The organism is Streptomyces sp. NPDC002838 (assembly GCF_040295365.1).
In the GTDB taxonomy this organism is placed as follows: Bacteria; Actinomycetota; Actinomycetes; order Streptomycetales; family Streptomycetaceae; genus Streptomyces.
Genome location: NZ_JBEOVF010000004.1, coordinates 159,371 through 183,319, shown reverse-complemented (window position 1 = coordinate 183,319; position 23,949 = coordinate 159,371). Strand labels below are relative to the sequence as shown.

19 protein-coding genes are annotated in these 23,949 nt (G+C 71.0%); 7 read left to right on the top strand and 12 right to left on the bottom strand.

Annotated elements, in window-relative coordinates:
• Positions 1-17 precede the first annotated feature (17 nt).
• Together ABT063_RS07855 and rbsD are read left to right on the top strand one after the other, a co-directional pair.
• Positions 18-920 carry a ribokinase gene (locus ABT063_RS07855; RefSeq protein ID WP_351056310.1) on the top strand — a complete coding sequence of 301 codons (903 nt, stop codon included), beginning with the start codon at positions 18-20 and terminating at the stop codon, positions 918-920.
• On the top strand, positions 917-1,306 hold the full coding sequence (rbsD, locus tag ABT063_RS07850; protein ID WP_351056309.1) for a D-ribose pyranase: 390 nt from the start codon (positions 917-919) through the stop codon (positions 1,304-1,306). Before ABT063_RS07855 ends, rbsD begins: the two co-directional genes overlap by 4 nt.
• 384 nt (positions 1,307-1,690) lie before the next feature.
• Here the strand turns inward: rbsD and ABT063_RS07845 are convergent, their stop codons facing one another.
• Genes ABT063_RS07845 through ABT063_RS07835 form a run of 3 tightly spaced genes read right to left on the bottom strand, consistent with a single transcriptional unit; the run spans position 1,691 to position 4,835 of the window.
• Complete coding sequence (locus ABT063_RS07845; RefSeq protein ID WP_351056462.1) at positions 1,691-2,488, bottom strand: sugar phosphate isomerase/epimerase family protein; 798 nt, start codon at positions 2,486-2,488, stop codon at positions 1,691-1,693.
• 29 nt (positions 2,489-2,517) lie between these two features.
• Positions 2,518-3,687: a dihydrodipicolinate synthase family protein gene (locus ABT063_RS07840; protein WP_351056308.1), complete on the bottom strand. Its 1,170-nt coding sequence runs from the start codon at positions 3,685-3,687 to the stop codon at positions 2,518-2,520.
• A complete protein-coding gene (locus ABT063_RS07835; RefSeq protein ID WP_351056307.1) occupies positions 3,684-4,835 on the bottom strand; it encodes a Gfo/Idh/MocA family protein in 1,152 nt (383 codons plus the stop codon). The genes ABT063_RS07840 and ABT063_RS07835 overlap by 4 nt, the downstream gene beginning before the upstream one ends.
• Before the next feature lie 293 nt (positions 4,836-5,128).
• On the opposite strand from ABT063_RS07835, the gene ABT063_RS07830 reads away from it, so the two are divergent.
• The 3 genes from ABT063_RS07830 to ABT063_RS07820 all read left to right on the top strand — a co-directional run bounded on the left by ABT063_RS07830 (position 5,129) and on the right by ABT063_RS07820 (position 8,452).
• Positions 5,129-6,175: a LacI family DNA-binding transcriptional regulator gene (locus ABT063_RS07830; protein WP_351056306.1), complete on the top strand. Its 1,047-nt coding sequence runs from the start codon at positions 5,129-5,131 to the stop codon at positions 6,173-6,175.
• Between the two features lie 435 nt (positions 6,176-6,610).
• Positions 6,611-7,540, top strand: a complete 930-nt coding sequence (locus tag ABT063_RS07825) for a bifunctional helix-turn-helix transcriptional regulator/GNAT family N-acetyltransferase (protein ID WP_351056305.1) — start codon at positions 6,611-6,613, stop codon at positions 7,538-7,540.
• A gap of 111 nt (positions 7,541-7,651) precedes the next feature.
• A complete protein-coding gene (locus ABT063_RS07820; protein WP_351056304.1) occupies positions 7,652-8,452 on the top strand; it encodes a sugar phosphate isomerase/epimerase family protein in 801 nt (266 codons plus the stop codon).
• Between the two features lie 109 nt (positions 8,453-8,561).
• Here ABT063_RS07820 and ABT063_RS07815 read toward each other — a convergent pair whose 3' ends face one another.
• A complete protein-coding gene (locus tag ABT063_RS07815; protein WP_351056303.1) occupies positions 8,562-9,191 on the bottom strand; it encodes a GNAT family N-acetyltransferase in 630 nt (209 codons plus the stop codon).
• Between the two features lie 12 nt (positions 9,192-9,203).
• Positions 9,204-10,466, bottom strand: coding sequence for a 3-phosphoshikimate 1-carboxyvinyltransferase (gene aroA, locus ABT063_RS07810; protein ID WP_351056302.1), 1,263 nt, complete (start codon positions 10,464-10,466; stop codon positions 9,204-9,206).
• Positions 10,467-10,966: 500 nt separating this feature from the next.
• Here aroA and ABT063_RS07805 point away from each other — a divergent pair, with 500 nt between their 5' ends.
• Positions 10,967-12,778, top strand: coding sequence for a glycoside hydrolase family 3 protein (locus ABT063_RS07805; protein WP_351056301.1), 1,812 nt, complete (start codon positions 10,967-10,969; stop codon positions 12,776-12,778).
• A gap of 112 nt (positions 12,779-12,890) precedes the next feature.
• Complete coding sequence (locus tag ABT063_RS07800) at positions 12,891-13,535, top strand: hypothetical protein (protein ID WP_351056300.1); 645 nt, start codon at positions 12,891-12,893, stop codon at positions 13,533-13,535.
• A 25-nt stretch (positions 13,536-13,560) separates the two neighbouring features.
• On the opposite strand, the gene ABT063_RS07795 is transcribed toward ABT063_RS07800, so the two are convergent.
• The 7 genes from ABT063_RS07795 to ABT063_RS07765 all read right to left on the bottom strand — a co-directional run bounded on the left by ABT063_RS07795 (position 13,561) and on the right by ABT063_RS07765 (position 23,783).
• A complete protein-coding gene (locus tag ABT063_RS07795; RefSeq protein ID WP_351056299.1) occupies positions 13,561-15,012 on the bottom strand; it encodes a S28 family serine protease in 1,452 nt (483 codons plus the stop codon).
• A gap of 137 nt (positions 15,013-15,149) precedes the next feature.
• Entirely contained in the window at positions 15,150-15,542 is a 393-nt protein-coding gene (locus tag ABT063_RS07790) for a hypothetical protein (RefSeq protein WP_351056298.1), read from the bottom strand.
• A gap of 304 nt (positions 15,543-15,846) precedes the next feature.
• Positions 15,847-19,563: an ABC transporter ATP-binding protein gene (locus ABT063_RS07785; RefSeq protein WP_351056297.1), complete on the bottom strand. Its 3,717-nt coding sequence runs from the start codon at positions 19,561-19,563 to the stop codon at positions 15,847-15,849.
• Between the two features lie 119 nt (positions 19,564-19,682).
• Positions 19,683-20,699, bottom strand: coding sequence for an esterase-like activity of phytase family protein (locus ABT063_RS07780; protein ID WP_351056296.1), 1,017 nt, complete (start codon positions 20,697-20,699; stop codon positions 19,683-19,685).
• Positions 20,700-20,784: 85 nt separating this feature from the next.
• Positions 20,785-21,654: a serine hydrolase gene (locus ABT063_RS07775; RefSeq protein WP_351056295.1), complete on the bottom strand. Its 870-nt coding sequence runs from the start codon at positions 21,652-21,654 to the stop codon at positions 20,785-20,787.
• 573 nt (positions 21,655-22,227) lie between these two features.
• The gene (locus ABT063_RS07770) at positions 22,228-22,899 is read right to left on the bottom strand and encodes a formylglycine-generating enzyme family protein (protein WP_351056294.1); all 672 of its coding nucleotides are present in this window, start codon (positions 22,897-22,899) and stop codon (positions 22,228-22,230) included.
• A 557-nt stretch (positions 22,900-23,456) separates the two neighbouring features.
• Positions 23,457-23,783 (bottom strand): hypothetical protein, encoded by a 327-nt coding sequence (locus ABT063_RS07765; protein ID WP_351056293.1) that lies wholly within the window; start codon positions 23,781-23,783, stop codon positions 23,457-23,459.
• Positions 23,784-23,949: the final 166 nt, after the last annotated feature.

Sequence of the window (23,949 nt, the reverse complement as noted above, 5' to 3'; positions counted from 1 at the left end):
ATGCGGGGAGACATCTCATGTACGACTACGACCTCCTGGTCGTAGGGTCGGCCAACGCCGACCTGGTGATCGGTGTCGAGCGCCGGCCCGAGGCCGGGGAGACCGTGCTCGGCTCCGACCTGGCCGTCCACCCGGGCGGCAAGGGCGCGAACCAGGCGGTCGCGGCCGCCCGGCTCGGGGCCCGTACGGCCCTGCTGGCCCGGGTCGGCGACGACGCGTACGGCCGGCTGCTGCTCGACTCGCAGCGGGCGGCCGGCGTGGACACGGTGGGCGTGCTGGTCGGCGGGGCGCCGACCGGGGTCGCGCTGATCACGGTGGACCCGTCGGGAGACAACAGCATCGTGGTCTCGCCGGGCGCGAACGGCCGGCTGACGCCCGAGGACGTCCGGGCAGCGGGCAGCCTCTTCCACGCCTCCCGGGTGGTCTCGACGCAGCTGGAGATCCCGCTGGAGACGGTCGTGGAGGTCGTACGGAACCTGGCGCCGGACAGCCGCTTCGTGCTGAACCCGTCGCCGCCGCGGCCCCTGCCCCCGGAGGTGCTGGCGGCCTGCGACCCGCTGATCGTCAACGAGCACGAGGCGAAGGTGATCCTGGGCGAGGCGCGGGTGGGTGAGGCCCCCGAGGACTGGGCGCGGATCCTGCTCGCGCGCGGGCCGCGGTCGGTGGTGGTGACGCTGGGCGCGGAGGGCGCGCTGGTGGCCTCCGCGGAGGGCGTGACCCGGGTCCCGTCCGTGCGGGTGGACGCCGTGGACACGACCGGCGCGGGCGACGCGTTCACCGCGGCGCTGGCCTGGCGGCTGGGCGCGGGCTCGTCCCTGCCGGAGGCGGCGGCGTACGCGGCCCGGGTCGGGGCGGCGGCCGTCACCAAGCAGGGCGCGCAGGACTCCTTTCCTACGGCGGCGGAGGTCGAGGCGCCGTGAAGAAGTCAGGAATCCTGAACCGCCATCTCTCCGGCGCGCTCGCCGAGTTGGGCCACGGGGACGGGGTGCTGGTGTGCGACGCCGGCATGCCGATACCCGACGGCCCGCGGGTCGTGGACCTCGCCTTCCGGGCCGGGGTGCCGTCCTTCGCCGAGGTGCTGGACGGTCTGCTGGCCGAGCTGGTGGTGGAGGGCGCGACGGCGGCGGCGGAGGTACGGCACGCCAATCCGGCGGCTTCGGCGCTGCTGTCCGCTCACTTTCCCGAGCTGACGCTGGTTCCGCACGAGAAGCTCAAGGAGCTGTCGGGGGGTGCGCGTCTGGTCGTACGCACCGGGGAGGCGCGGCCGTACGCGAATGTGCTGCTGAGGTGCGGGGTCTTCTTCTGACGGCGCCCGTCCCCTCTGACGGCCCCGTCCTATGCCGACGGCCTCAGATGCTTCGAGGGAGCCCGGTACGTCGACCGGGCTCCCTCGGGCTTTCCCTCCCCCATCAGAACCCCCGCGATCCCCCCAGATCCCCCTCCGAGAAGTCCTGATGCCAAGTACGACCCGCGGGGTGGGGGGAGGGTTGCACTGTCTCCGCGGAATTTTTCTCGGGCGGTCGTCACGGGCTGGTTCGACGCGTCGTCGGCACTACTGCCACGGATCGGAGAGCGGTCCCGTCGTCGTCCCCGTGCCGTGCCCGGCGGGCGGATCGTGGTGCGGCTGAAAGCCCCGCCCGCCGTCCTCGGGAGAACAGCGGGCGGGACTTCCCTCCTGGACGCGCAGCGGTTACCCCGCGTGTTCCACGAACCGCTCCGCCGTCTCCGCGAGCACCTCTCGCCCGTCCCGCGCCCACAGCCCGTCGTTGAACAGCTCCACCTCGATGGGCCCGGAGTACCCCGCAGCCTCCACGTACCCCTTCCACTCCCGCATGTCGATCGAGCCGTCGCCGATCTGGCCGCGGCCGGTCAGGACGCCCTCCGGCAACGGCGTGGTCCAGTCGGCGAGCTGGAAGGTGTGGATGCGGCCGGAGGCACCGGCCCGGGCGATCTGTTCCGGGGCCGTGTCGTCCCACCAGATGTGGTACGTGTCCACCGTGACGCCGACCTGGTGCGCCGGGAAGCGTTCCGCGAGGTCCAGGGCCTGGGTGAGGGTCGAGACGACACAGCGGTCGGAGGCGTACATCGGGTGCAGCGGCTCGATGGCCAGCTTCACGCCGCGGTCCTCCGCGTACGGGCCCAGCTCCCCCAGGGCGTCCGCGATCCGCTCCCGAGCCCCGTGCAGGTCCTTCGAGCCGGCCGGCAGACCGCCGGAGACCAGGACCAGCACCTCGGTGCCGAGGGCGGCGGCCTCGTCGACCGCCCGGCGGTTGTCGTCCAGCGCCTTGGCCCGCTCGGCCGGGTCGATCGCCGTGAAGAAGCCGCCGCGGCAGAGGGTCGTGACGGTCAGGCCCGCGTCGCGGACCAGCTTGGCCGTCGCCTCCAGGCCGTACGACTGGACCGGTTCACGCCAGAGGCCGACGTTCGCGACGCCCAACTGGCCGCAGGCGTCGACCAGTTCGGGCATCGACAGCTGCTTGACCGTCATCTGGTTGATGGAGAAGCGTTCAAGGCCGGTCACTGGCTCACTCCGTACAGGCTCAGCAGGCTCTTCATCCGCTCCTCCGCCAGCTTCGGGTCCGGGAACAGGCCCAGGCCGTCGGCGAGTTCGTAGGCGCGGGCGAAGTGCGGGAGGGAGCGGGCCGACTGGAGGCCGCCGACCATCGTGAAGTGCGACTGGTGGCCCGCGAGCCACGCCAGGAACACCACGCCGGTCTTGTAGAAGCGGGTGGGGGTCTGGAAGAGGTGGCGGGACAACTCGACGGTGGGGTCGAGGAGTTCGCGGAAGCCCTGCACGTGGCCCGTGTCCAGGACTCGTACCGCCTCGGCCGCCAGCGGCCCCAGCGGGTCGAAGATGCCGAGCAGCGCGTGGCTGAAGCCCTGCTCGTCGCCCGCGATCAGCTCGGGGTAGTTGAAGTCGTCGCCGGTGTAGCAGCGGACGCCGTCGGGGAGCTTGCGGCGCAGGTCGATCTCGCGCTGGGCGTCCAGGAGGGAGACCTTGATGCCGTCGACCTTGTCGGGGTGGGCGGCGATGACCTCCAGGAAGGTGTTCGTGGCCGCGTCCAGATCGGTCGAACCCCAGTAGCCCTCCAGCGCCGGGTCGAACATCGGGCCCAGCCAGTGCAGGATCACGGGCTCGGAGGACTGGCGCAGGAGATGGCCGTAGACCTCCATGTAGTCCTCGGGGCTCTTGGCCACGGCGGCCAGGGCCCGGGAGGCCATGAGGATGGCCTGGGAGCCCGACTCCTCGACCACCGCGAGCTGCTCCTCGTACCCGGCCCGGATCTCGTCGAGGCTGTACGGGTAGCCGATCTCCGTGGGGGCCAGCTGGTCCGTACCCACGCCGCACGCGATCCGGCCGCCGACCGCCTTCGCCTCGGCGGCGCTGCGGCGGATCAGCTCGGCCGCGCCCGCCCAGTCCAGGCCCATTCCGCGCTGGGCGGTGTCCATGGCCTCCGCCACGCCCAGCCCGTGCGACCACAGGTGGCGGCGGAAGGCGAGGGTGGCGTCCCAGTCGACGGCGGCGGGCGAGTCGGGGGACACGTCGGCGTACGGGTCGGCCACGACGTGGGCGGCGGAGAAGACCGTACGGGAAGTGAAGGGGGCGCCCGTGGCGAGGGCGAGGGGTTCGGTGCGCGGGGTGTAGGACCTCAGCACCCCGTCGGCACCCGGCAGTTGGATGGTCACAGCGCGATCTCCGGTACGTCGATACGGCGGCCCTCGGCAGACGACGCCAGACCCAGCTCGGCGAGCTGGACGCCGCGGGCGCCGGCGAGCAGGTCCCAGTGGTAGGGGGCGTCGGCGTAGACGTGCCTGAGGAACAGCTCCCACTGGGCCTTGAAGCCGTTGTCGAACTCGGCGTTGTCGGGCACTTCCTGCCACTGGTCACGGAAGACCTCGGTGGCGGGGATGTCGGGGTTCCAGACCGGCTTGGGGGTGGCCGAGCGGTGCTGGACGCGGCAGTTGCGCAGGCCCGCGACGGCCGAGCCCTCGGTTCCGTCCACCTGGAACTCCACCAGCTCGTCGCGGTTGACGCGGACCGCCCAGGAGGAGTTGATCTGCGCGATGGCGCCGCCCTCGAGCTCGAAGATGCCGTAGGCGGCGTCGTCGGCGGTGGCGTCGTAGGGCTTGCCGTTCTCGTCCCAGCGCTGCGGGATGTGGGTGGTGGCGATGGCCTGGACGGACTTCACGCGGCCGAACAGCTCGTGGAGCACGTACTCCCAGTGCGGGAACATGTCGACGACGATGCCGCCGCCGTCCTCGGAGCGGTAGTTCCAGGAGGGGCGCTGGGCCGCCTGCCAGTCCCCCTCGAAGACCCAGTAGCCGAACTCGCCGCGGATGGACAGGATGCGGCCGAAGAAGCCGCCGTCGATGAGGCGCTTGAGCTTGAGCAGGCCCGGGAGGAAGAGCTTGTCCTGGACGACGCCGTGCTTGATGCCGGCGTCGGCGGCGAGGCGCGCGAGCTCCAGGGCGCCTTCCAGCCCCGTGGCCGTGGGCTTCTCGGTGTAGATGTGCTTGCCCGCGGCGATCGCCTTCTTGATCGCTTCCTCACGGGCGGAGGTGACCTGGGCGTCGAAGTAGAGGTCGACGGTCGGGTCGGCGAGGACCGCGTCCACGTCCGTCGAGACGTGCTCCAGACCGTGCTGCTCGGCGAGCGCCCTCAGGGCGTGCTCGCGGCGGCCGACCAGGATCGGCTCCGGCCACAGCACGGTGCCGTCGCCGAGGTCGAGGCCGCCCTGCTCGCGGAGGGCCAGGATGGAGCGGACCAGGTGCTGGCGGTAGCCCATGCGCCCGGTCACACCGTTCATGGCGATACGCACCGTCTTGCGTGTCACGTCGTTCCCTTCGTAGGCGTCGTACGCAGCGTCGTACGCGAGTGTGTGCGCCGCGTACGCCCCCACTGATGAGCGTTGCAGCAAGCGCTTTCTATCCAATGAGAAGCTAGCCTCTGACCAGCGGTCTGGACAAGACCGTGACGAGGTTGAGTTGTTCGAGGGGACGAACAGCGGGGGTCGGGGGCTTTAAGGTCTGCTCGACACCATGGGTGAGGGAACCGGTGGGGGCCGTTGGCCCGTGTTCGACGAGGTACGACGAGGTACGACGAGATGCGCGACCGGAGGACGACGAGATGACGGTGACCCTGGCGGACGTGGCGGCCCGCGCCCAGGTCTCCCCTGCGACGGTGTCGCGCGTACTGAACGGGAACTATCCCGTCGCCGCCTCGACCCGTGAGCGGGTGCTACGGGCGGTGGACGAGCTTGACTACGTACTGAACGGCCCGGCGAGCTCGCTGGCCGCGGCCACGTCCGACCTGGTCGGGATCCTGGTGAACGACATCGCCGACCCGTTCTTCGGGATCATGGCCGGTGCGATCCAGTCGGAGATCGGGGGACCGGGCGGGCGGGCCGGCGGGGAACGGCTGGCGGTGGTGTGCAACACCGGGGGCTCTCCCGAGCGGGAGCTGACGTACTTGACGCTGCTCCAGCGGCAGCGGGCGGCGGCGGTCGTGCTGACCGGCGGGGCCATCGAGGACGCGGCGCACAGGGCGGCGATGTCGGCGAAGCTGCGGAGGCTGGAGGACGCGGGGACGCGGGTGGTGCTGTGCGGGCGGCCGCCGGCGCCGGACACCCGGGCGATCGCGCTGACCTTCGACAACCGCGGGGGCGGGCGGGAGTTGACGGAACACCTGATCGGGTTGGGGCACCGGCGGCTGGGCTACATCGCGGGTCCGGAGGAGCGTACGACCACCCGCCACCGCCTGGAGGGACACCGGTCGGCGCTGGAGGCCCACGGAATCGAGGAGGACCCGCGCTGGACCGTGCACGGGCGGTATGACCGGCAGTCCGGCTACGAGGCCACGCTGGAGCTGGTGCGGCGGGACCCGTCCCTGACGGCCGTGGTCGCGGCGAACGACTCCGTCGCGCTGGGGGCGTGCGCGGCGCTGCGGGACTCCGGGCTGCGGATTCCGGAGGACGTGTCGGTCGCGGGCTTCGACGACCTGCCGTTCAGCATCGACGCGGTGCCTTCTCTTACGACGGTGCGGTTGCCGCTGGCGGAGGCGGGGGCGCGGGCCGGGCGCATCGCGATGGGGCGGGAGGAGCCGCCGCCCGGGGGGATCGCGACGGTTCGGGGGGAGCTGATGGTGCGGGGGTCCTCCGGGGGGCCGCGGGACTGATCGTGCCGTTGCCCTCCGGGGCGCTGCGGGAATGATCACGCCGCTGCTTTGAGGGGTGGCCGGCGTTGGTGCGGGCCTCGCTGGGGGCTACGCCCCCAGAACCCCGGGCCTATGCCCACCCCACCAGCCGACTCGGTCGGCCGAGAAGCTGCCGTGCCCTGGGGGCTCCGCCTCCAGACCCCCCGCAGCGCGATGGCCGCCGCCGGACTCGGCCGGCCGAGAAGTTGCCGCTGCGCCGGGGACCGCGCCCCCGCCGTCGGTCCGCGCCCACCCCAGCCCCCCCCGGCACGGAGAGCGACGGCGGGGCACCGGGCGCCGTAAAACCGTAAAACCATGGACGCACGGCGCCCCTCGTCCTACGCTCGACCCAACGGTATCTCTGACTGAGTCAACCATCCGGAAACGTAGCCAGGACTACCACTGGGGTCGACGATCATGAGCGTCCAGGACATCCGTGCCTTCAACCGTTTCTATACGAACGTCATCGGCGCCCTCGACTACAGCCGCCACCTCTACGCCCCCTACACCCTCACCGAGTCCCGCGTCCTGTACGAGCTCGCGCACTCCCCGCGCACGGACGCGGCCGATCTGCGCACCGAGCTCTCCCTGGACGCCGGGTACCTGAGCCGCATCCTGAACAAGTTCGAGCAGGACGGGCTCGTCGAGCGCGCCCCGTCCCTGCGCGACCCCCGCCGTCGCCGCATCACGCTCACCGCGCGCGGGCGCGAGACCGCCGACCTGCTGGCCGAGCGCGCGAACGAGAGCGTCGGCGCGCTGCTCGCCACCGTCCCGTCCGCCGACCGCCCCCGCCTGTCCGAGGCGATGCGGACCGTCCGCGAGATCCTCTCCGACGGCCGCCCACGCCGCGAGGACGCCGTCCTGCGCGAACCGGGCCCGGGCGACCTCGGCTGGATCGTGCAGCGCAACGCCGCCCTGTACGCCGCCGAGTACGGCTGGAACACCGACTACGAGGGGCTGGTCGCGAGGATCGTCGCCGACTTCGCCGAGGATCACGATCCGCATCTGGAGAGGGTGTGGATCGCCGAGCTGGACGGGCGTCCGGTGGGGTGCGTGATGTGCGTACGGGACGAGGCGCCCGCCACCGCCCGCCTGCGGCTCCTGCTCGTCGAACCGGACGCCCGCGGCCTCGGCATCGGCGACCGGCTCGTCCGGGCCGTCATCGACTTCGCCCGCGGGGTCGGCTACCGCGATCTCGTCCTGTGGACCAACGACGTCCTCACGTCCGCCCGCCGCATCTACCAGCGCCACGGCTTCGTCCTCGTCGCCGAGAAACCCCACCGCTCCTTCGGCAAGGACCTCACCGGCCAGGACTGGCGTCTGGAGCTGCACGGCGCGGAAGAGTGACCGGCGAGCCGCCCCGTCCGGGCCCGCGCGGCGGGGGCGAGCGAGGGTCGGGACCGACACGAGGCGGCCCCCGTCTGGACCCGAGCACACCGGCGAGTGACAGTAGGGACCATGAAACTGGCGTTCTCCACCCTCGGCGTCCCCGGCCTCCCCCTCCCGGAAGTGCTGCGGCTCGCGACCACCCACGGCTACCACGGCGTCGAACTGCGCGCGCATCCGGAGGAGCCGGTGCACACCGGCCTCGACCTGACCGGACGTACCGATACGGCGGCCGCATTCAAGGCAGCGGGAGTGGAGCTCCTCGGCCTCGCGGGGTACGCGCGCGTGGCCGCGCCGGGCGACGACGAGCCCGTCATCGAGGAGATCCACCGCCTGCTCGAACTCGCCCGCGACCTCGGCGCCCCGTTCGTCCGGGTATTCCCCGGCGCCGCAGCCGAACAGAGCCGGGAGGAGGCCGACGCCACGGCCGCCCGGAGGCTCGGCACGGCCGCGGAGTACGCCGCCGACCTCGGCGTACGCATACTCCTCGAAACCCACGACTCGCACCGCACCGGCGCCGACGCGATCCGGATCCTCGGACTGGTCGGCCACCGCCACGTCGGCTCGCTCTGGGACATCATGCACACCTGGCTGGGCGGCGAGCAGCCCTCGGAGACGTACGCGGCGCTCTCGCCGTACCTCGGATACGTCCAGGTCAAGGACATCGCCTCGGCCGACGACACGACCCCGCTCCCGCTGGGCACCGGCGTCCTGCCGCTCACCGAGTGCGTGGACGTCCTCTCCCGCCACCAGTGGGACGGCTGGCTGTGCTGGGAGTACGAGAAGCGCTGGTACGAGGCGGCCACCCCGCTGCCCGACCTACTGGCCGCAGGCCACGACCACCTGTCCCGCCTCCTCAACGACTCAGCGTGACCGCCTGAGCAGCACCGGCGATTGGCAGATCTGTTCCACCGGCACCACCACGTGACCTGGGGTTTTCCCCTCGCGAGGTGGAACAGTTCTGCCAATTCCCCCCGCACACCTACGCCCGCGACAGGAAGCTCGCCACCCGCTGCTCCAGGCGCGCCTTGCGGGCCGGCCACTCCGCCGCCGTGAGCGAGAAGATCGCGGAGTCGCGTAGTCGGCCGGCCTCGCCCGGTGCCCAGGAGCGGGACCAGTTGCGCAGCACGCCCTCGAAGCGGGCCCCCACGCTCTGGATCGCGGCGCGCGAGCGCTCGTTGCGGGCGTCCGTCTTCAGGTCGACCCGGGACACGCCCCACTCCTCGAAGGCGTGCCGGAAGAGGAGGAGCTTGGCCTCGGCGTTGATTCCCGTCCCCTGGGCCGACCGGGCGAGCCAGGTGAATCCGACCTCGACCGCGTCGAGTTGATCGTCCGTCAGCCAGGAACGCGGCTCCCAGTACGACGTGGCGCCCACCGCCCGCCCCGTGGCGACCGACACCTGCGCGTACGGCGCCAGCCGTCCCGTCGCCGCACGGGCCAGCTGCTGGTCCACGTACGACCCCACCTCGTCGGCCCTGGGCACCCACGTGTACGCGTACGTCCCCCGGTCCTCCTCCGCCGCGACCGCCAGCTCAGCGGCGTGCCGGTGCTCCAGCGGCTCCAGGCGCACCAACGCGCCCTCCAGAACCGGCCCCTCCAGCCTGAAGCTCACCCTCGCCGTCCCTCACCGTCGTGCGCGCAGCGCCCCGAACTCCTCGTGGAAACCCGGGAAAGTCTTCCGTACGCAGCCGGGGTCGTCGAACGAAATACCCGGTACCCGCAGGCCGGTGACAGCGAAGGACATCACGATGCGATGGTCGCCGTACGTCTTGATCTCCGCCCCCTTCGAGACCGCCCGCTCCGAGGCGGTCCCTTCCGCGACCGTCCCCGGGTGGATCTCGATCCAGTCCGGGCCCGTCGCCACCTCCACCCCGAGCCGCCGCAGGTTCTCCGCGCACGCCTCCAGGCGGTCGCACTCCTTCACCCGCGTGTTCGCCACGTCCTCGATCCGTACCGGGCCGGACGCGAAGGGTGCGATCGCCGCCAGTGTCGGCATGGTGTCGGAGATGTCCCGCATGTTGACCGTGAGGCCGCGCAGTTCGCCCGTGCCCCGGACCGTCGTGCTCTCCGGGCCGACGGACACCTCCGCCCCCATCCGCCGCAGTACGTCCACGAAGCCCAGGTCGCCCTGGAGGGCCCCCGAGCCCAGTCCCGGAACCGTCACCTCTCCGCCCGTCACGGCCGCCGCGGCGAAGAAGTAACTGGCCGTGGACGCGTCCGGCTCGATCGCGTACGTCGTCGCCCGGTAGCCGCCCGGCGGGACGACGAACACGTCTCCCTCCCGGCCCACCTCGACCCCGAACGCCCGCATCATCGCGATCGTGATCTCGACGTACGGCGCGGAGACGAGGTCGGTCACCACGATCCGCAGTCCCTTCCGCGTCAGCGGGCCCAGCAGCAGCAACGCCGTCAGGTACTGCGAGGACTGGCCCGCGTCGAGCGTCACCTCGCCGCCCTCCACGCCGGCCGCCCGCACCGTCAGCGGATGGTGTCCCTCCGCCTCCTCGTGCCGCAGGTCCACGCCGAGGTCGCGCAGGGCCCTGCACAGCGGGCCCAGGGGGCGTCGCCGCATCTGGGGCGAGGCGTCGAAGCGGTAGGTGCCGTGGCCGGTCGCCGCGAGGGTCGGCAGGAAGCGGGACGTCGTCGCGCCGTCCCGGCAGTACACGTCCGCCTCCGGGGCCGCGGGGCCCCGCGGGCGGCCGTCGACCTGCCAGGCCTCCGGGGCTCGTCCGACCCGGTAGCCCAGCCGTACCAGCCCCTCGGCGAAGCCCTCCGTGTCGTCCGAGCGGAGGGGGCGTACGAGGGTGGTGACACCGTCGGCCGCGGCCGCCAGGAAGAGGGCGCGGGCGGTGATGGACTTGGAACCGGGGATGACGACTACGGGCATGCCCCTCATGATCGCCCGCCGGCCACCTCCCGCGGCGGGAAGTCCACGAGATGGACCCGGTCCCGCGCAGCGCCCCCACCACCCCGCTGAATCGACCCGCCCCCTGCACCCGCCACTCCCTGAACCCACCACCCTCTGAACCCACCACCCCCGCCCTCACCAACTTCGGTAAATCCGGACGGAGCCGGGAACCCCGCCCCGCTCCCGCTCGTCCAACCCGCGAGCTGCCGGAGAGTCACCGTGGTGCGGTGTCGGCCCTCGCTGCTGGCTGCGATCGCTGACCAACCCTCTCCGCCGCGCCGCGGCCGGCAGCATGCCGCCATCGGCGCGCCCCCCTCCAACAGCGCCGATGGCGGCCCCTCCCCGAGAGCACCGAGAGCCCCGCCTTCCGGTTCCGGGCCCCTTCCCGCGTTACTGTGCGCTCCCTTGACTGGCGGAAACTTCCCGGATACTGCTGGCTCCTCGGAAGTTTCCTTCAATGGATTCCGGAAGGAGCGCACATGCCCTCCAGACGCACCTTTCTCGCCGGTACCGCAGGCATCACCACGGCCCTGACGATCGGCAGCCACGCCTACGCGGGCACCCCCGACGACAAGAGCGACGAGAACGACACGCAACTCCGCGCCCTGATCTCCCGCATGCCCCTCCCCGACAAGGTCGGCCAGCTCTTCGTGACGCGGGTGTACGGCCACTCCGCCACCGCCCCCGACCAGGCCGACATCGACGCCAACCTCAAGGAGCTCGGCGTCCGCACGGCCGCCGAGCTGGTCGCCCGGTACCGGGTCGGCGGGATCATCTACTTCTCCTGGGCGCACAACACCCGCTCTCCGCACCAGATCGCCGACCTGTCGAACGGCATCCAGCAGGCCTCCCTCACCCAGCCCCGAGGCCTGCCCGTGCTCATCTCCACCGACCAGGAGCACGGCATCGTCTGCCGCGTCGGCGAGCCCGCCACCCTCTTCCCCGGTGCCATGGCCATCGGCGCCGGCGGCTCCCGCGCCGACGCCCGCACCCTCGGCCGTATCGCCGGCGCGGAGCTGCGCGCGATCGGCGTCCGGCAGAACTACTCCCCCGTCGCCGACGTGAACGTCAACCCGGCCAATCCGGTCATCGGCGTACGCTCCTTCGGCTCCGGACCGGACGCCGTGGCCGGCCTGGTCGCCGCCGAAGTCACCGGGTACCAGCGCTCGTCCGTCGCCGCGACCGCCAAGCACTTCCCGGGGCACGGCGACACCGCCGTCGACAGCCACTACGGCTTCCCGGTCATCACCCACACGCGTGCGCAGTGGGACGAACTCGACGCGCCGCCCTTCCGGGCCGCCATCCGTGCCGGCATCGACTCGATCATGACCGCGCACATCCAGTTCCCGGCCCTCGACGCCTCCGGCGACCCGGCCACCCTCTCCCGCCCGATCCTCACCGGCATCCTGCGCGAGGAGCTCGGTTACGACGGGGTCGTGGTGACCGACTCGCTCGGCATGGAGGGCGTGCGGACCAAGTACGGCGACGACCGCGTCCCCGTGCTCGCGCTCAAGGCCGGCGTGGACCAGCTCCTCAACCCGCCCTCCCTGGCCGTCGCCTGGAACGCCGTCCTGAAGGCCGTACAGGACGGGGAGCTGACCGAGGAGCGGCTCGACGCGTCCATCCTGCGGATTCTGCGGCTCAAGGCGAAACTGCGGCTGTTCGAGTCCCCGTACGTCAGCCAGGCCGGCGTCAGCCGGACAGTCGGCACCGCCGCACACCTGGCGGCCGCCGACCGGATCGCCGAGCGGACGACGACGCTGCTGGTCAACCGGCGGCGACTGCTGCCCCTGTCCCGCCGCGAGCACCCCAAGCTCCTCGTCGTCGGCGCCGACCCCGCCTCGCCCTCCGGGACGACCGGCCCGCCCACCGGCGTGCTCGCCGCCGCCCTCACCGAGCTCGGCTTCACGGCCACCGCCCTGTCCACCGGCACCGCGCCCTCCGCCACCACCGTCGCCAAGGCCGTCGCGGCGGCGCGGGGTGTGGACGCGGTGGTGGTCGGGACCTACAACGTGACGGCGACCAGCGCCCAGAAGAGCCTCGTCGAGCAGGTGGTGGCCACCGGGAAGCCGGTCGTGGCGGTCGCGATCCGCAATCCGTACGACGTGGCCCAACTGCCCTCCGTACCGGCCTGCTTGGCGGCGTACTCCTGGACCGACGTCGAACTGCGCGCCGCCGCACGGGTGATCGCGGGGCGGGTCGAGCCGCGCGGGAAGCTGCCGGTTCCGGTGCCGCGGGCGGACGAGCCCACGCGGGTGCTGTATCCGGTCGGCTACGGGCTGTCGTACTAGACGTACGCCACACAACCGTCGCACCACCCCCAAAAGGCGCAAAGCCCCCCGGATGTCTGGCGTGCGCCCGCCACGGCGGGTCACGCTGGACGCCGGTACCGGGGGGATGGCGATGCGCGAGAGAGGCTCCGTGGGGGTGGTGTGCGCACTGCTGGCGCTGCTCGCCGCCCTGCTCACGGGATGTTCGGGGGCGACGTCCGGGACGGGCGGTGGCGGGGAGGACGGTCGGCTGGGTGGTGCGGTGACGCCGTCGCCGACGCGGACCTCCGGGTACGGCGCGGTGTTCCTCGCGGTCGACGAGTGCAGCTCCTTCGGTACGACCAGCTTCACCGAGGTCGCGTGCACGAGTGAGCGGGCGGCGGCGCGGGTCGTGGCGCGGCGCGACGGCACGACGGGCGACGGGCCGCCGTGTCCGGCGACCACGGACTTCGTGCTGCACATCAGCGCGCAGAGCCCGGCCTCGGACGAGGACGGCGACGGGGCGGTGGCGCAGGGCTATGCCTGCATGCGCAATCTGCAGCCGCCGCATCCGGGCGATCCGGGCGGCGGGGGCGGGCCGCGCACCATCGTCGGCGACTGCGTCTACGACCTGGGCGAGGGCAAGGTCCGGGAGACGGCGTGCGACGGCAAGGGCGGGAAGAAGCCGGAGTACAAGGTGACGAAGGCGGTCGGCAAGCGCGCCCAGTGCCCGCTGTCGACCGCCCTGTACGTCCAGCTCGGCGGCGAGCAGCCGGTGGGCTGTGCCCGGCCGGTGTGACCAACGGCCGGGCACAGCGGGAGAGTTACGGCCGCAGAGTCATCTCGCGCTCCACGTTCCGCTTGTCCAGCTTCGTGTCGAACTTCGCCAGCGGCTTGGCCGCCGACGGGTCGGCCTGGACGGCGGACGAGGCCACGCCCGCCCAGTCCAGGATCCTGGCCGTGGCGAGCGCCTTCTGATCCGGCACCAGACCGGCCACGTTCGCGCCGTGGTTCAGGCCGGGGGCGGTGAAGACGTACGAGTCCTTCGCGCCCTTGCCGAGGCGGAAGGGCTCCGCGCCCCACGGGTCGTTCTCGCCGTAGACGAAGAGCATCTGCCGGGCGTTGTGCCGCACCCAGGTGTCCACGTCACGCATCGCGAACGGCTGGAACTTCATCGGGATCGAGCGCGGGACGAAGTAACGCGGCGGCAGGTAGCCGTAGCGGATGTACTTCTTCTCGATGTGCGGGAACTGGATCGTCGGCGCGCCGAGCTGCGTGCCCGCCTGGTAGTAGTACGGCGTGTACGGCGACAGGCCCTGGTCGGTGTAGAAGGAGAACCCGGCGATGGTGTCGATGGAGTCCCAGATCTCCTGGTCGGTCGCGTTCTTCGCGTCGGCCGGGATCGAGGCGCAGTCGGAGAGCAGGCTGTACTGCCAGAAGCCCCAGACGTAGTCCAGCACCGTGGCCTCGTACGCCTTGTCCAGGCTGCCGACCGTGTCGAAGGTGTACTCGTTCTCCGCCGCGTACGCCGCGTACATCTTCTCCAGCGGCTCCCGGCGCACCAGCGCCTCCCGCTGCACGCCGTTCAGCCGGTCGCGGCACTCCTTGGTGCCGACGGTGGCGAAGAAGCGGTCGTAGGCGGAGTCCTCCTTGTTCACCACGTCGTTGGGGGCGACGTAGGCGACGACGCCGTCCATGTCACGCGGGTAGAAGCGCTCGTAGTAGGTGGCCGTCATGCCGCCCTTGGAGCCGCCCGTGGAGAGCCACTTCTTGGCGTAAATGGGCTTCAGGGCCTTGAAGATGCGGTGCTGGTCGCTGGCCGCCTGCCAGATGTCCAGCTTGGTCCAGTTTGCCGGGTCGGGCCGGGACGGGGTGAAGAAGCGGTACTCCATGGAGACCTGGTTGCCGTCCACGATCTGGGTCGGCTCGCTGCGGCGGGGCGTGGTGGAGACGTTGTAGCCGCTGGTGAAGAAGACCGTCGGGCGGCTGACATCCTTGTGCAGCAGGGTGATCCGCTGCTGGAACGTGCCCTTGGACGGGTGCCGGTGGTCGACCGGCTGTGTGTAGTTGAGGACGAAGAAGCGGTACCCGGTGTAGGGCTTCTCCTCGATCAGGCTCATCCCCGGTATGGAGAGCAGCCGATCCTTGATGTCCGTGGTCGCGGTTGTGCCAGTGGTGCCTGTGGCCTCCGGCTCGGCGGCGGTGGCCGCGCCCGCCGTGCTCAACGTGCCTATGAGCACTGTGAGCGCCAGCAGCCATCTGAGCGCCTTGCGCATGCACCCTCCCCTGTCAGTACAGATGTGCGCCGGAAGCTAGCGGAGCAAGTCCCTTCAGCACCAGGGGACATGACGCATAATGGGGAAAACCCTGTAGATGTCCTGTGACTCAGGGCCTGTGTTTCAGGGCCTGTGGTTCAGTAGCGGATCCAGCGCCCGGAGTCGACCGATGCCCGGCCCACCGCGCCCTCCACCCACACGCGCCGGTGGCCGGCGTGCACGGTCACCGGTCCGGCGCGGTACGCGTACCGCCCTTGGTCGACGACCGGGCGGAAGGCCCACACCTTGACGCTGACCCTCATGTGCCGCTTGGTGCCGGGCCTCTTGGGGAGGGTGATCGCGCAGACGTAGCCGCGGCGCTTGTAGATCTGCACGGAGCCGGTGGAGAACGAGAGCGTCTTGACCTTGCGTCCGGCGCAGGACGCCGTGGCGGCCTGCGCGTCGGTCGGCGCGGCGACGGCGAGCAGTCCCGACGTGGTCAGCACGGCCATGCCGAGCGCGAGGCGCCGCCGTATCGCACCACTGCCCACTGCCGTCCTCCCGTACCGCGACGATGTGCGTACGGGTGTACGGACGCATGACGTATGTCGGATGGTTGCGCGACCGTCACTGAGACGCGCCGACCGGCTCCTCCGGCTCGGGCGCCCCGACGAACGTCCGCCACAGCTCGGCCTACCGCCCGCCCCCGCGCCAGCAACTCAACGTGCGTCCCGTCCTCGACGACCCGCCCGTCGGCAGAACCTCCCTCGGTCGCCCTCGCACTGCTCGACCCTGACGAGCCTCCCAGCTTCGAGCGACTGGCCGGACTCCGTCCGGCACGCGAGTCACCCAGAGTCACGCCGCAGCGGCCTCGGCCTCTCCTACGAACGTCCGCCACAACTCCGCATACCGCCCACCCCGCGCCAGCAACTCGTCGTGCGTCCCGTCCTCGACGACCCGCCCGTGGTCCATGACCACCACCCGGTCCGCGCGGGCGGCCGTGGTCAGGCGGTGGGCGACCACGAGTGTCGTACGGCGGCCTGCCAGGCGGTCCGTCGCCTGGTTGACCTGGGCTTCCGTGGCCAGGTCCAGGGCCGCCGTCGCCTCGTCGAGGAGGAGGACGTCCGGGTCGACCAGTTCGGCGCGGGCCAGCGCGATCAGCTGGCGCTGGCCGGCGGAGAGGTTGCGGCCGCGTTCGGCGACCTCGTGGAGGTAGCCGCCCTCCAGCGTGGCGATCATCTCGTGCGCGCCGACCGCGCGGGCCGCCGCCTCCACCTCGGCGTCCGTGGCGTCCGGGCGGCCGTAGGCGATGGCGTCGCGGACGGTGCCCTGGAAGAGGTACGCCTCCTGCGGGACGACGCCCAGGCGGTGGCGGTACGACGTGATGTCGAGGGCCCGCAGATCCGTGCCGTCGACCGTGACCCGGCCGCCCGTCGGGTCGTAGAAGCGGGCCACCAGTTTGACCAGGGTCGACTTGCCCGCGCCCGTCTCGCCGACGAAGGCGACCGTCTGCCCGGCGGGAACGCGCAGGTCGATGCCGGTCAGGGCCTCTTCCTCCTCGCCGTACCTGAAGCGCACGTCCTCGAAGGCGATCTCGCCCCGCAGGGACCGGACCTCGAGCGGCTCGTCCGCGTCCTTGGTCGACGTCGGCTCCCGGAGGAGCTCCTGGATGCGGCCCAGCGAGACGGTCGCCTGCTGGTAGCCGTCGAAGACCTGGGACAGCTGCTGGACGGGGGCGAAGAACAGGTCGATGTAGAGCAGGTACGCCACCAGGGCGCCGGTCGTCAGCGTGGCGTCGTCGACCCGGGCACCGCCCACGATCAGCACCGCCGCCGCGGCGACCGACGACAGGAACTGCACGAAGGGGAAGTAGATCGAGATCAGCCACTGACCGCGGATACGGGCCTTGCGGTAGCTGTCGCTGCGCTCCGCGAACCGCGCCCCGCCGTCCCGCTCGCGCCGGAAGGCCTGCACGATCCGCAGCCCGGACACCGACTCCTGGAGGTCGGCGTTGACCACCGACACCCGCTCACGGGCCAGTTCGTACGCCTTCACGCTCGCCCGGCGGAAGAAGAACGTGGCGATGATCAGCGGAGGCAGGGTCGCGAAGACGACGAGCGCGAGCTGTACGTCGATCACCAGCAGGGCGACCATGATGCCGAAGAAGGTGACGACCGAGACGAAGGCCGTGACCAGGCCCGTCTGGAGGAACGTCGACAGCGCGTCGACGTCCGTCGTCATCCTCGTCATGATCCGGCCGGTCAACTCCCGCTCGTAGTAGTCGAGCCCGAGCCGCTGGAGCTGGGCGAAGATCTTCAGGCGGAGGGAGTACAGGACCCGTTCGCCGGTGCGCCCGGTCATCCGGATCTCACCGGTCTGCGCCGCCCACTGGACGAGGACGAAGAGCAGGGCGAGGAGGGAGGCCGCCCAGACGGCGCCCAACGCCACCTGCGTGACGCCCTCGTCGATGCCGTGCCGGATCATCACCGGGAGGAGGAGGCCCATTCCGGCGTCCACGGCGACCAGGCCCAGGCTGACGAGGAGCGGGAGGCCGAAGCCGCGCAGGAGCCGTCGTAGCCCGTAGGACTCCTCCGGTGTGACCGCGCGGGCCTCGTCGATGTCCGGGGTGTCGGTCGCCGGGGGCAGCGCGTCGACCTGGGCGAGGAGTTCCGGGGTGGCCGGGCTCTCGTCCATCGCGAGGTCCCGTCGCTCGCGCTCCCCCGCCCAGAGCCTGGGCGTGATGCCGCGCTCGGCGTCGAACTCGGCGTCCAGCTCGTCCCGTACCGAGGTGTCCTCCTGGGGACAGGTGGGCTGGGCGTGGCCGGGTGAGACGCCGCCCAGTTCGTCGGGGTCGGTGAGGAGGCGGCGGTAGAGGGCGGACCGCTGCTGGAGTTCCTCGTGGGTGCCGAGGTCGGCGAGCCGGCCGCCGTCGAGGACGGCGATGCGGTCGGCGAGGTTGAGGGTGGAGCGGCGGTGGGCGATGAGGAGGGTGGTCCGGCCCTCCATGACGTGCTTCAGCGCCTCGTGGATCTCGTGCTCGACCCGGGCGTCCACGGCGGAGGTGGCGTCGTCGAGGACCAGCAGGCGGGGGTCGGTGAGGATCGCGCGGGCGAGTGCGACGCGCTGGCGCTGGCCGCCGGAGAGGGTGAGGCCGTGCTCGCCGACCGTGGTGTCGTAGCCGTCGGGGAGCTCCCTGATGAACCGGTCCGCCTGGGCGGCACGGGCGGCCTTTTCGATCTCCTCCCGGGTCGCGTCCGGGCGGCCGTACGCGATGTTGTTGCGGACGGTGTCCGAGAAGAGGAAGGAGTCCTCGGGGACCAGGCCGATCGCGGCCCTGAGCGACTCCAGGGTGAGCTCGCGGACGTCGTGGCCGCCGATGAGGACGGCGCCGCGCGTCACGTCGTAGAAGCGCGGCAGGAGGAGGGAGACCGTGGACTTGCCGGAGCCGGAGGAGCCGACGACGGCGAGGGTCTCGCCGGGGCGGATCTCGAAGGTGAGGCCGTCGAGTACCGGGCGCTCGTTGTCGTAGCCGAAGGTGACGTCGTCGAACTCGACGGTCGCCGGGGCGTCGGCCGGGAGCTTCTTGGTGCCGTCCCGCATCCCCGGCTCGGTGTCGATCAGCTCCAGGACGCGCTCGGTGCCCGCCCGGGCCTGCTGGCCGACGGTCAGGACCATGGCGAGCATGCGGACCGGGCCGACGAGCTGGGCGAGGTAGGTGGAGAAGGCGACGAACGTGCCCAGCGTGATGTGCCCGCGCACCGCGAGCCAGCCGCCGAGCGCCAGCATCGCGACCTGGCCGAGGGCGGGGACGGACTGGAGGGCGGGGGTGTACCTGGAGTTGAAGCGGATGGTGCGCAGGCGGCCCGCGAAGAGCCGGCGGCCGACCTCCCGGAGCTTGCCGGTCTCCTGCTCCTCCTGCCCGAAGCCCTTCACCACGCGTACGCCGCTGACGGCGCCGTCGACCACGCCCGCGACAGCGGCGGCCTGGGCCTGGGCGTACCAGGTGGCGGGGTGGAGCTTGGTGCGGGAGCGCTTGGCGATCCACCAGATGGCGGGGGCGACGGCCAGGGCGACCAGCGTGAGCGGCACGGACAGCCACGCCATGATCACCAGGGAGATCAGGAAGAGCATGAAGTTCCCGATGGTCATCGGGAGCATGAAGAGCAGGCCCTGGATCAGCTGGAGGTCGCTGGTGGCACGCCCGACGACCTGCCCGGTGGACAGCTCGTCCTGGCGGCGGCCGTCGAGGCGGGTGATCGTCCCGAACATCTCGGTGCGCAGGTCGTGCTGGACGTCGAGGGCGAGACGGCCGCCGTAGTAGCGGCGGATGTAGGTGAGGACGTAGACGACGAGGGCCGCGCCGATCAGGGCGCCCGCCCAGGGAGCCATGTCCCGGCTGTGATCACCGATCACGTCGTCGATGATCACCTTGGTGATCAGCGGGACCAGCGCCATGACGGCCATGCCGCCGAGGGAGGAGCCGAGGGCCAGGGCGACGTCCTTGGGGTGGCGCCACGCGTAACCGGCCAGCCTGCGCGCCCAGCCTTGTGTCTCCCCCTGTTGCGCTGCCACGCGGGTGCCTTCCGTTCGACCTGATCTTCCGGAAGGCACCAACGCGAAAATGAGCGGATTTCATCCCTCCGCAGCAGTCCCGTAGCAGTCCTACGACCAAGGTCGGAGGGCGGCAGGGCTCAGAGACGGACCCGGAGGTAGTAGAACCGGGTGGTTTGTACCGCGTTCTGGTTGTCGTCGCTGACCAGGAGTACCTTCAGGCGGCCCTTGCTCCAGCCCGTGATCACCATGCCCTCGATGTTGTCCAGCAGCGGGTTCGGCTGGGGCTGCTTCGCCGTGGCGCCCAGGGTCGGGCAGGCGGCGACGTCCGCGAGGAGCGTCTTCTTGATCAGCCGTACGCCGTCCTGGCCCGTCAGGTTCTCGATGCCGCTGGTGTCCGTCGCGCGGCGCGGGTCGGCCAGGTAGAGGCGGACGGTGTTGCCGACGCCGGAGGTGAAGCCGCGCTCCAGGACCAGGAGGCGGCCGTCGGGGGTGGCCTGGACCTCGGGGACGCCGAGGCCGGTGTCCGTGCGGTAGGCGTACTGGGCACCGAGCTCGAAGCCCTTGCGGTGCCGCTCCCAGGTCTGGAAGCGGACGATGCCCGGGCTGTCGCCGGAGAGGGCGTACTCCATCGACGCGAGCAGGGTGCGGCCGCCGGGGAGCATGGTCAGCCCCTCGAAGGTGCCGTTGGAGACGGCACGGCCGGCCGGGGCGACCTGGAGGGAGGGCGGGACCGGGAGACGGTCGAGGATCTTGCCCTGGGGGCTGTAGCGGCGTACCGACGGCTCGGTCTCGGAGGTGATCAGCCGCGTGCCGTCACGGTCGATCACCAATCCCTCGGAGTCGAGCGCGGCGCCCGTCTCGTCGGCGAGCGGGGCCACGTCCCGGGGCCGGAGGGTCTTCGGGTCCAGCGCGAAGAGCGAGGAGCGGTCGGACAGGGCCGCCAGGGAGCCGTCCTTGTCCATCGCGAGCGCGGAGAAGTTGCCGACGAAGGTGCCGTCGTACGTCGTCTTGTCGAGCGCGTCGGAGAAGCGGTCGATGGAGACTGCGGGCGAGCAGGCGTGGTCTTCCTGTGCGGTGGCGGGGGTGGCGGCGGACAGACAGGTGGCCGCCGCCAGGGCCGCGGTGGTGGTCGCGAGTACGGTTCTCAGGCGCATGGCGTCACCGTAGGGCGGGTCGGTGACGGACGGGAGACCGGCTCATGAAGGGTCGAGGGGGCGAGGGGTCCGGGGTTCGAGGGGGTCAGCTCGCGGCCAGATCCCTGTGCACGACCTTGGCCACGCCCTGGATGGTCGTGATGCCGTAGTTCATGGTGCTGTTGCCGTGCGTGAGGACGCTGATCATGTAGTCGTGGCCGCCCCCCTTGAACGCGCCGACGCTGTGCACCCGCCAGCCGTTCGTGGCCCGCTGCAGCCAGCCGTTCTTGACGGCCACGGAGACGCCGGACGGCACTCCGTACGGCGTTCCCCAGCGCTGCGAGGAGACGACCTGACCCATCAGCTTGCGGATGTAGGCGCGGGAGTTGTCGCTCAGGACGGTGTTCTTCGCGGTGACGAGCTTGAGCAGCTTCTGCTCGTCGGTGACGGTGATCTGGGTCAGGCCCCAGTAGCCGTTCGCGCCCGGCTTGGTCTGCGTCATGCCGGCGGCGGCGAGGAAGCCCTTGATCTTCGTCATGCCCAGCTGCTTCCAGAGCGTGCTGGTCGCGGCGTTGTCCGACTTGGTGATCATGGCCTTGGCGAGGGAGGCCTCGCGGTCGGTGAGGTACCGGTTGTGCTTCTTGGCGTCCCACAGCAGCGTGGCGAGGACGGTGACCTTCACAACGCTGGCCGAGTCGAAGGCCGTTGAGGGGCGGAGGGTGCAAGTGGTCTTGGTGGAGCGGTCGTAGACGCCGACGGCGATCGTGCCCCTGCGGTTCACGAGGGCGGCCGTGATGTCCTTCTTCAGCTTGGCGGCGAGGCCCGCCTTGGCGGACGTGCAGCTGACGGCCGGCGTGGCCGCGGCGGCGGGCGCGGCGGCGGCCAGGACGGGTATGAGCGCGCCGACAGCCGTGCCGGCCGCCAGGAGTCTCGTACGGCGGGATATCGCTCTCGTGCGGGATATCGCTGGAGTCATGCTCCAGTTGACTCACACGCCCAGGGGAAAGGTTGTACGTGCCGTTACTTCTCCTTGGCCTTTTCACAGAAGGGGTGTCCCTGTGGGGGAACAGACACCCACATCAATGGGGCCTTCGGATGATCCACCCAGAGTTGACCGGCGTTCCCCGTGTCGCAGTCGTCATCGACGTCATACGCGCCTTCCCTGGTCGCACGCTGGTGCGGAAACCGATTGGTCAATGTTTGGCCGGAGGCGATGTCGAGGCGGCCCCGTATCTCCACCGCGCGAGGACTTCGCGTGCCGCGGCAGACCTCGCCGGTGGGCTGCTCCGTCCCGTTGCGCTGCCTGACATCCCGCCCCAATAGTCCCAGGGATCGGGGTGATTGGCAGATCTGTTCCACCCCCCGAAGGAAACCCCCACGTGAGGTGGCCGTGCCGGTGGAACAGATCTGCCAATCACCGAGTGAGCGTCCGGGCCCCCGCGCGGATCGCGTCGTGCCCCGGGGTGGTGGTCTCGTGCAGTTGCCCGGAGTCCGGCAGTCCAGGCGAAGGCGGCGGACGTCACGTTCGACGACGCGCAGAAACCGGTCCTCACACGTTGGAGCGCGCGATGCGGAACCCTACGTCGTCGACCTGGAATGTCGGGTGGCTGCGGCGCCGCGCAGAGGCCCGGCAACTCCAGTGCTCATCGAACCAGCCACCGCCGCGGAGCACCCGGTAGGTGCCGTAGACCTCGGCGTCGTAGACGTCCCAGCACCAGTCCCAGACGTTGCCAAGCATGTCGTAAAGACCCCACGGGTTGGGGCGTTTGCCGCCCACGGCGTGGATGCGCTCATGCGAGTTGCCGCGGTACCAGGCGATCTCGTCGAGCGGCGCGTACTGCGGCCCGGTGGTACCGGCGCGGCAGGCGTGCTCCCACTCGGCTTCGGTCGGCAGCCGGTACCCCTCGGCGGATGCGTCCCACTGGATGCCTTCGCTGTCGGCAGGGAGGTGGTAGGCGGGCGTGAACCCGTCGCGCAGGGACAGGGCATTGCAGAACCGTGCCGCGTCCCACCAGGAAACGCACTCGACGGGCAACTGGTCCCCGTGGGCGGTGCTCGGCCGCTGGCCGGTGATTTGTGCATACAACCCCTGGGTGACCGGGAATGCCGCGAGCTGGTAGGGCGCAAGCTCGACCGACCAACTGCGCTGCGTCCGCCGGTCCGACAGAGTTACCTGCCCCGGCGGGATGGCGACCATCTCGTTTCCCGTGATCACGTCCATGATCAAGAGATCCTACCGAGACGTGTCAGTTCGCCACGCGGGGTCGGACCATATCCAGTGAGACAGCAACCGGCATCCAAGCGCCCGGGACCGGACCCACTGAGATTTTCGGCGACCAGGCGTCTCAAGCGATCTGGTCGCCGCGGGTCGCGGCTCTGCCCACAGTCCAGATCATCTGAGACCGGACAGCGGCCCTCGAAGTCGGCGATGCACCGCTAGAATCGATCCTCCGTTCGATCCAGGGCGGTTCACCAGATTGGCGACGAGGCACCATGGACGACGGCACAGGACTTCTCTCTCGGGCCCTGAAAGTTACAGGGAGGGCAGTAGCCGGATTCCTGGAGTACATCAATGTCCGAGATGGTTTCCGTGCCGTCAGGGATCAATTCCGAAGCGGAAAGCGTAACGAGAAAGAGTGATGTGGCGTCGGCACAGCGTCCCTACGGGCCTCAAGGGTTGCCATGGGTAGATGAACGCCATCGGCCAATGTCCCGCCGACCCCACGCGCCGATGGGTGCGTACGGCGCTGTGCGGATACCCCCCGGCTCGGCAGCGCGCTATGCCCCTTCAGAGCTGTCGTGGGCGAGTGCGGCAAGTCGCGCGCCCCGGCTCTCCGCGATGCGGTGAACGTCGCGCAGCGCCTCGCTCATACGGGCCGCCAGGAAGCGGAGTTGTGCGGAGGTGGCCTTGTGGTCGGCGAGCATGTCGGCCGCATGGTCGAGGAGTTCGCCGGCCATCCCGAGCTGCACGCTCTCGATGTTGTCGGCGACGCGGGAGAGGTAGCCGGTCCCGTCGGTCACGAGATAGCAGGGCTTACCTCCTGACCCTGCCCAGGGCAGCAGTCGTGCGCCGCCCACGTCATTGGCACCGTTCACGCCGCCCATCACCCGGTGACCTTCACAACCGCTGCGGGCAGGCCGCACGACCCGATACCGATCCCGGGTACGGCGACCGGACGTGTCGCCTGCGGGGGGCGAGTGGGGCGGCGCAGGAATCGCCGCAGCGGCTCGAGAAGGCGGGCGATACGGTGACTCATGTCGTCAGCTCCAT

Excerpts from the sequence above, each read along its gene's own strand:
- ABT063_RS07820 (WP_351056304.1), top strand. The coding sequence starts at position 7,652 with ATGAAACTGGCGTTCTCCACCCTCGGCGTCCCCGGCCTCCCCCTCCCG.
- aroA (WP_351056302.1), bottom strand. The coding sequence starts at position 10,466 with ATGCCCGTAGTCGTCATCCCCGGTTCCAAGTCCATCACCGCCCGCGCC.
- ABT063_RS07800 (WP_351056300.1), top strand. The coding sequence starts at position 12,891 with ATGCGCGAGAGAGGCTCCGTGGGGGTGGTGTGCGCACTGCTGGCGCTG.
- ABT063_RS07780 (WP_351056296.1), bottom strand. The coding sequence starts at position 20,699 with ATGCGCCTGAGAACCGTACTCGCGACCACCACCGCGGCCCTGGCGGCG.
- ABT063_RS07830 (WP_351056306.1), top strand. The coding sequence starts at position 5,129 with ATGACGGTGACCCTGGCGGACGTGGCGGCCCGCGCCCAGGTCTCCCCT.
- ABT063_RS07845 (WP_351056462.1), bottom strand. The coding sequence starts at position 2,488 with ATGACGGTCAAGCAGCTGTCGATGCCCGAACTGGTCGACGCCTGCGGC.
- ABT063_RS07765 (WP_351056293.1), bottom strand. The coding sequence starts at position 23,783 with ATGGGCGGCGTGAACGGTGCCAATGACGTGGGCGGCGCACGACTGCTG.
- ABT063_RS07825 (WP_351056305.1), top strand. The coding sequence starts at position 6,611 with ATGAGCGTCCAGGACATCCGTGCCTTCAACCGTTTCTATACGAACGTC.
- ABT063_RS07775 (WP_351056295.1), bottom strand. The coding sequence starts at position 21,654 with ATGACTCCAGCGATATCCCGCACGAGAGCGATATCCCGCCGTACGAGA.
- ABT063_RS07855 (WP_351056310.1), top strand. The coding sequence starts at position 18 with ATGTACGACTACGACCTCCTGGTCGTAGGGTCGGCCAACGCCGACCTG.
- ABT063_RS07805 (WP_351056301.1), top strand. The coding sequence starts at position 10,967 with ATGCCCTCCAGACGCACCTTTCTCGCCGGTACCGCAGGCATCACCACG.
- ABT063_RS07770 (WP_351056294.1), bottom strand. The coding sequence starts at position 22,899 with ATGGACGTGATCACGGGAAACGAGATGGTCGCCATCCCGCCGGGGCAG.
- ABT063_RS07795 (WP_351056299.1), bottom strand. The coding sequence starts at position 15,012 with ATGCGCAAGGCGCTCAGATGGCTGCTGGCGCTCACAGTGCTCATAGGC.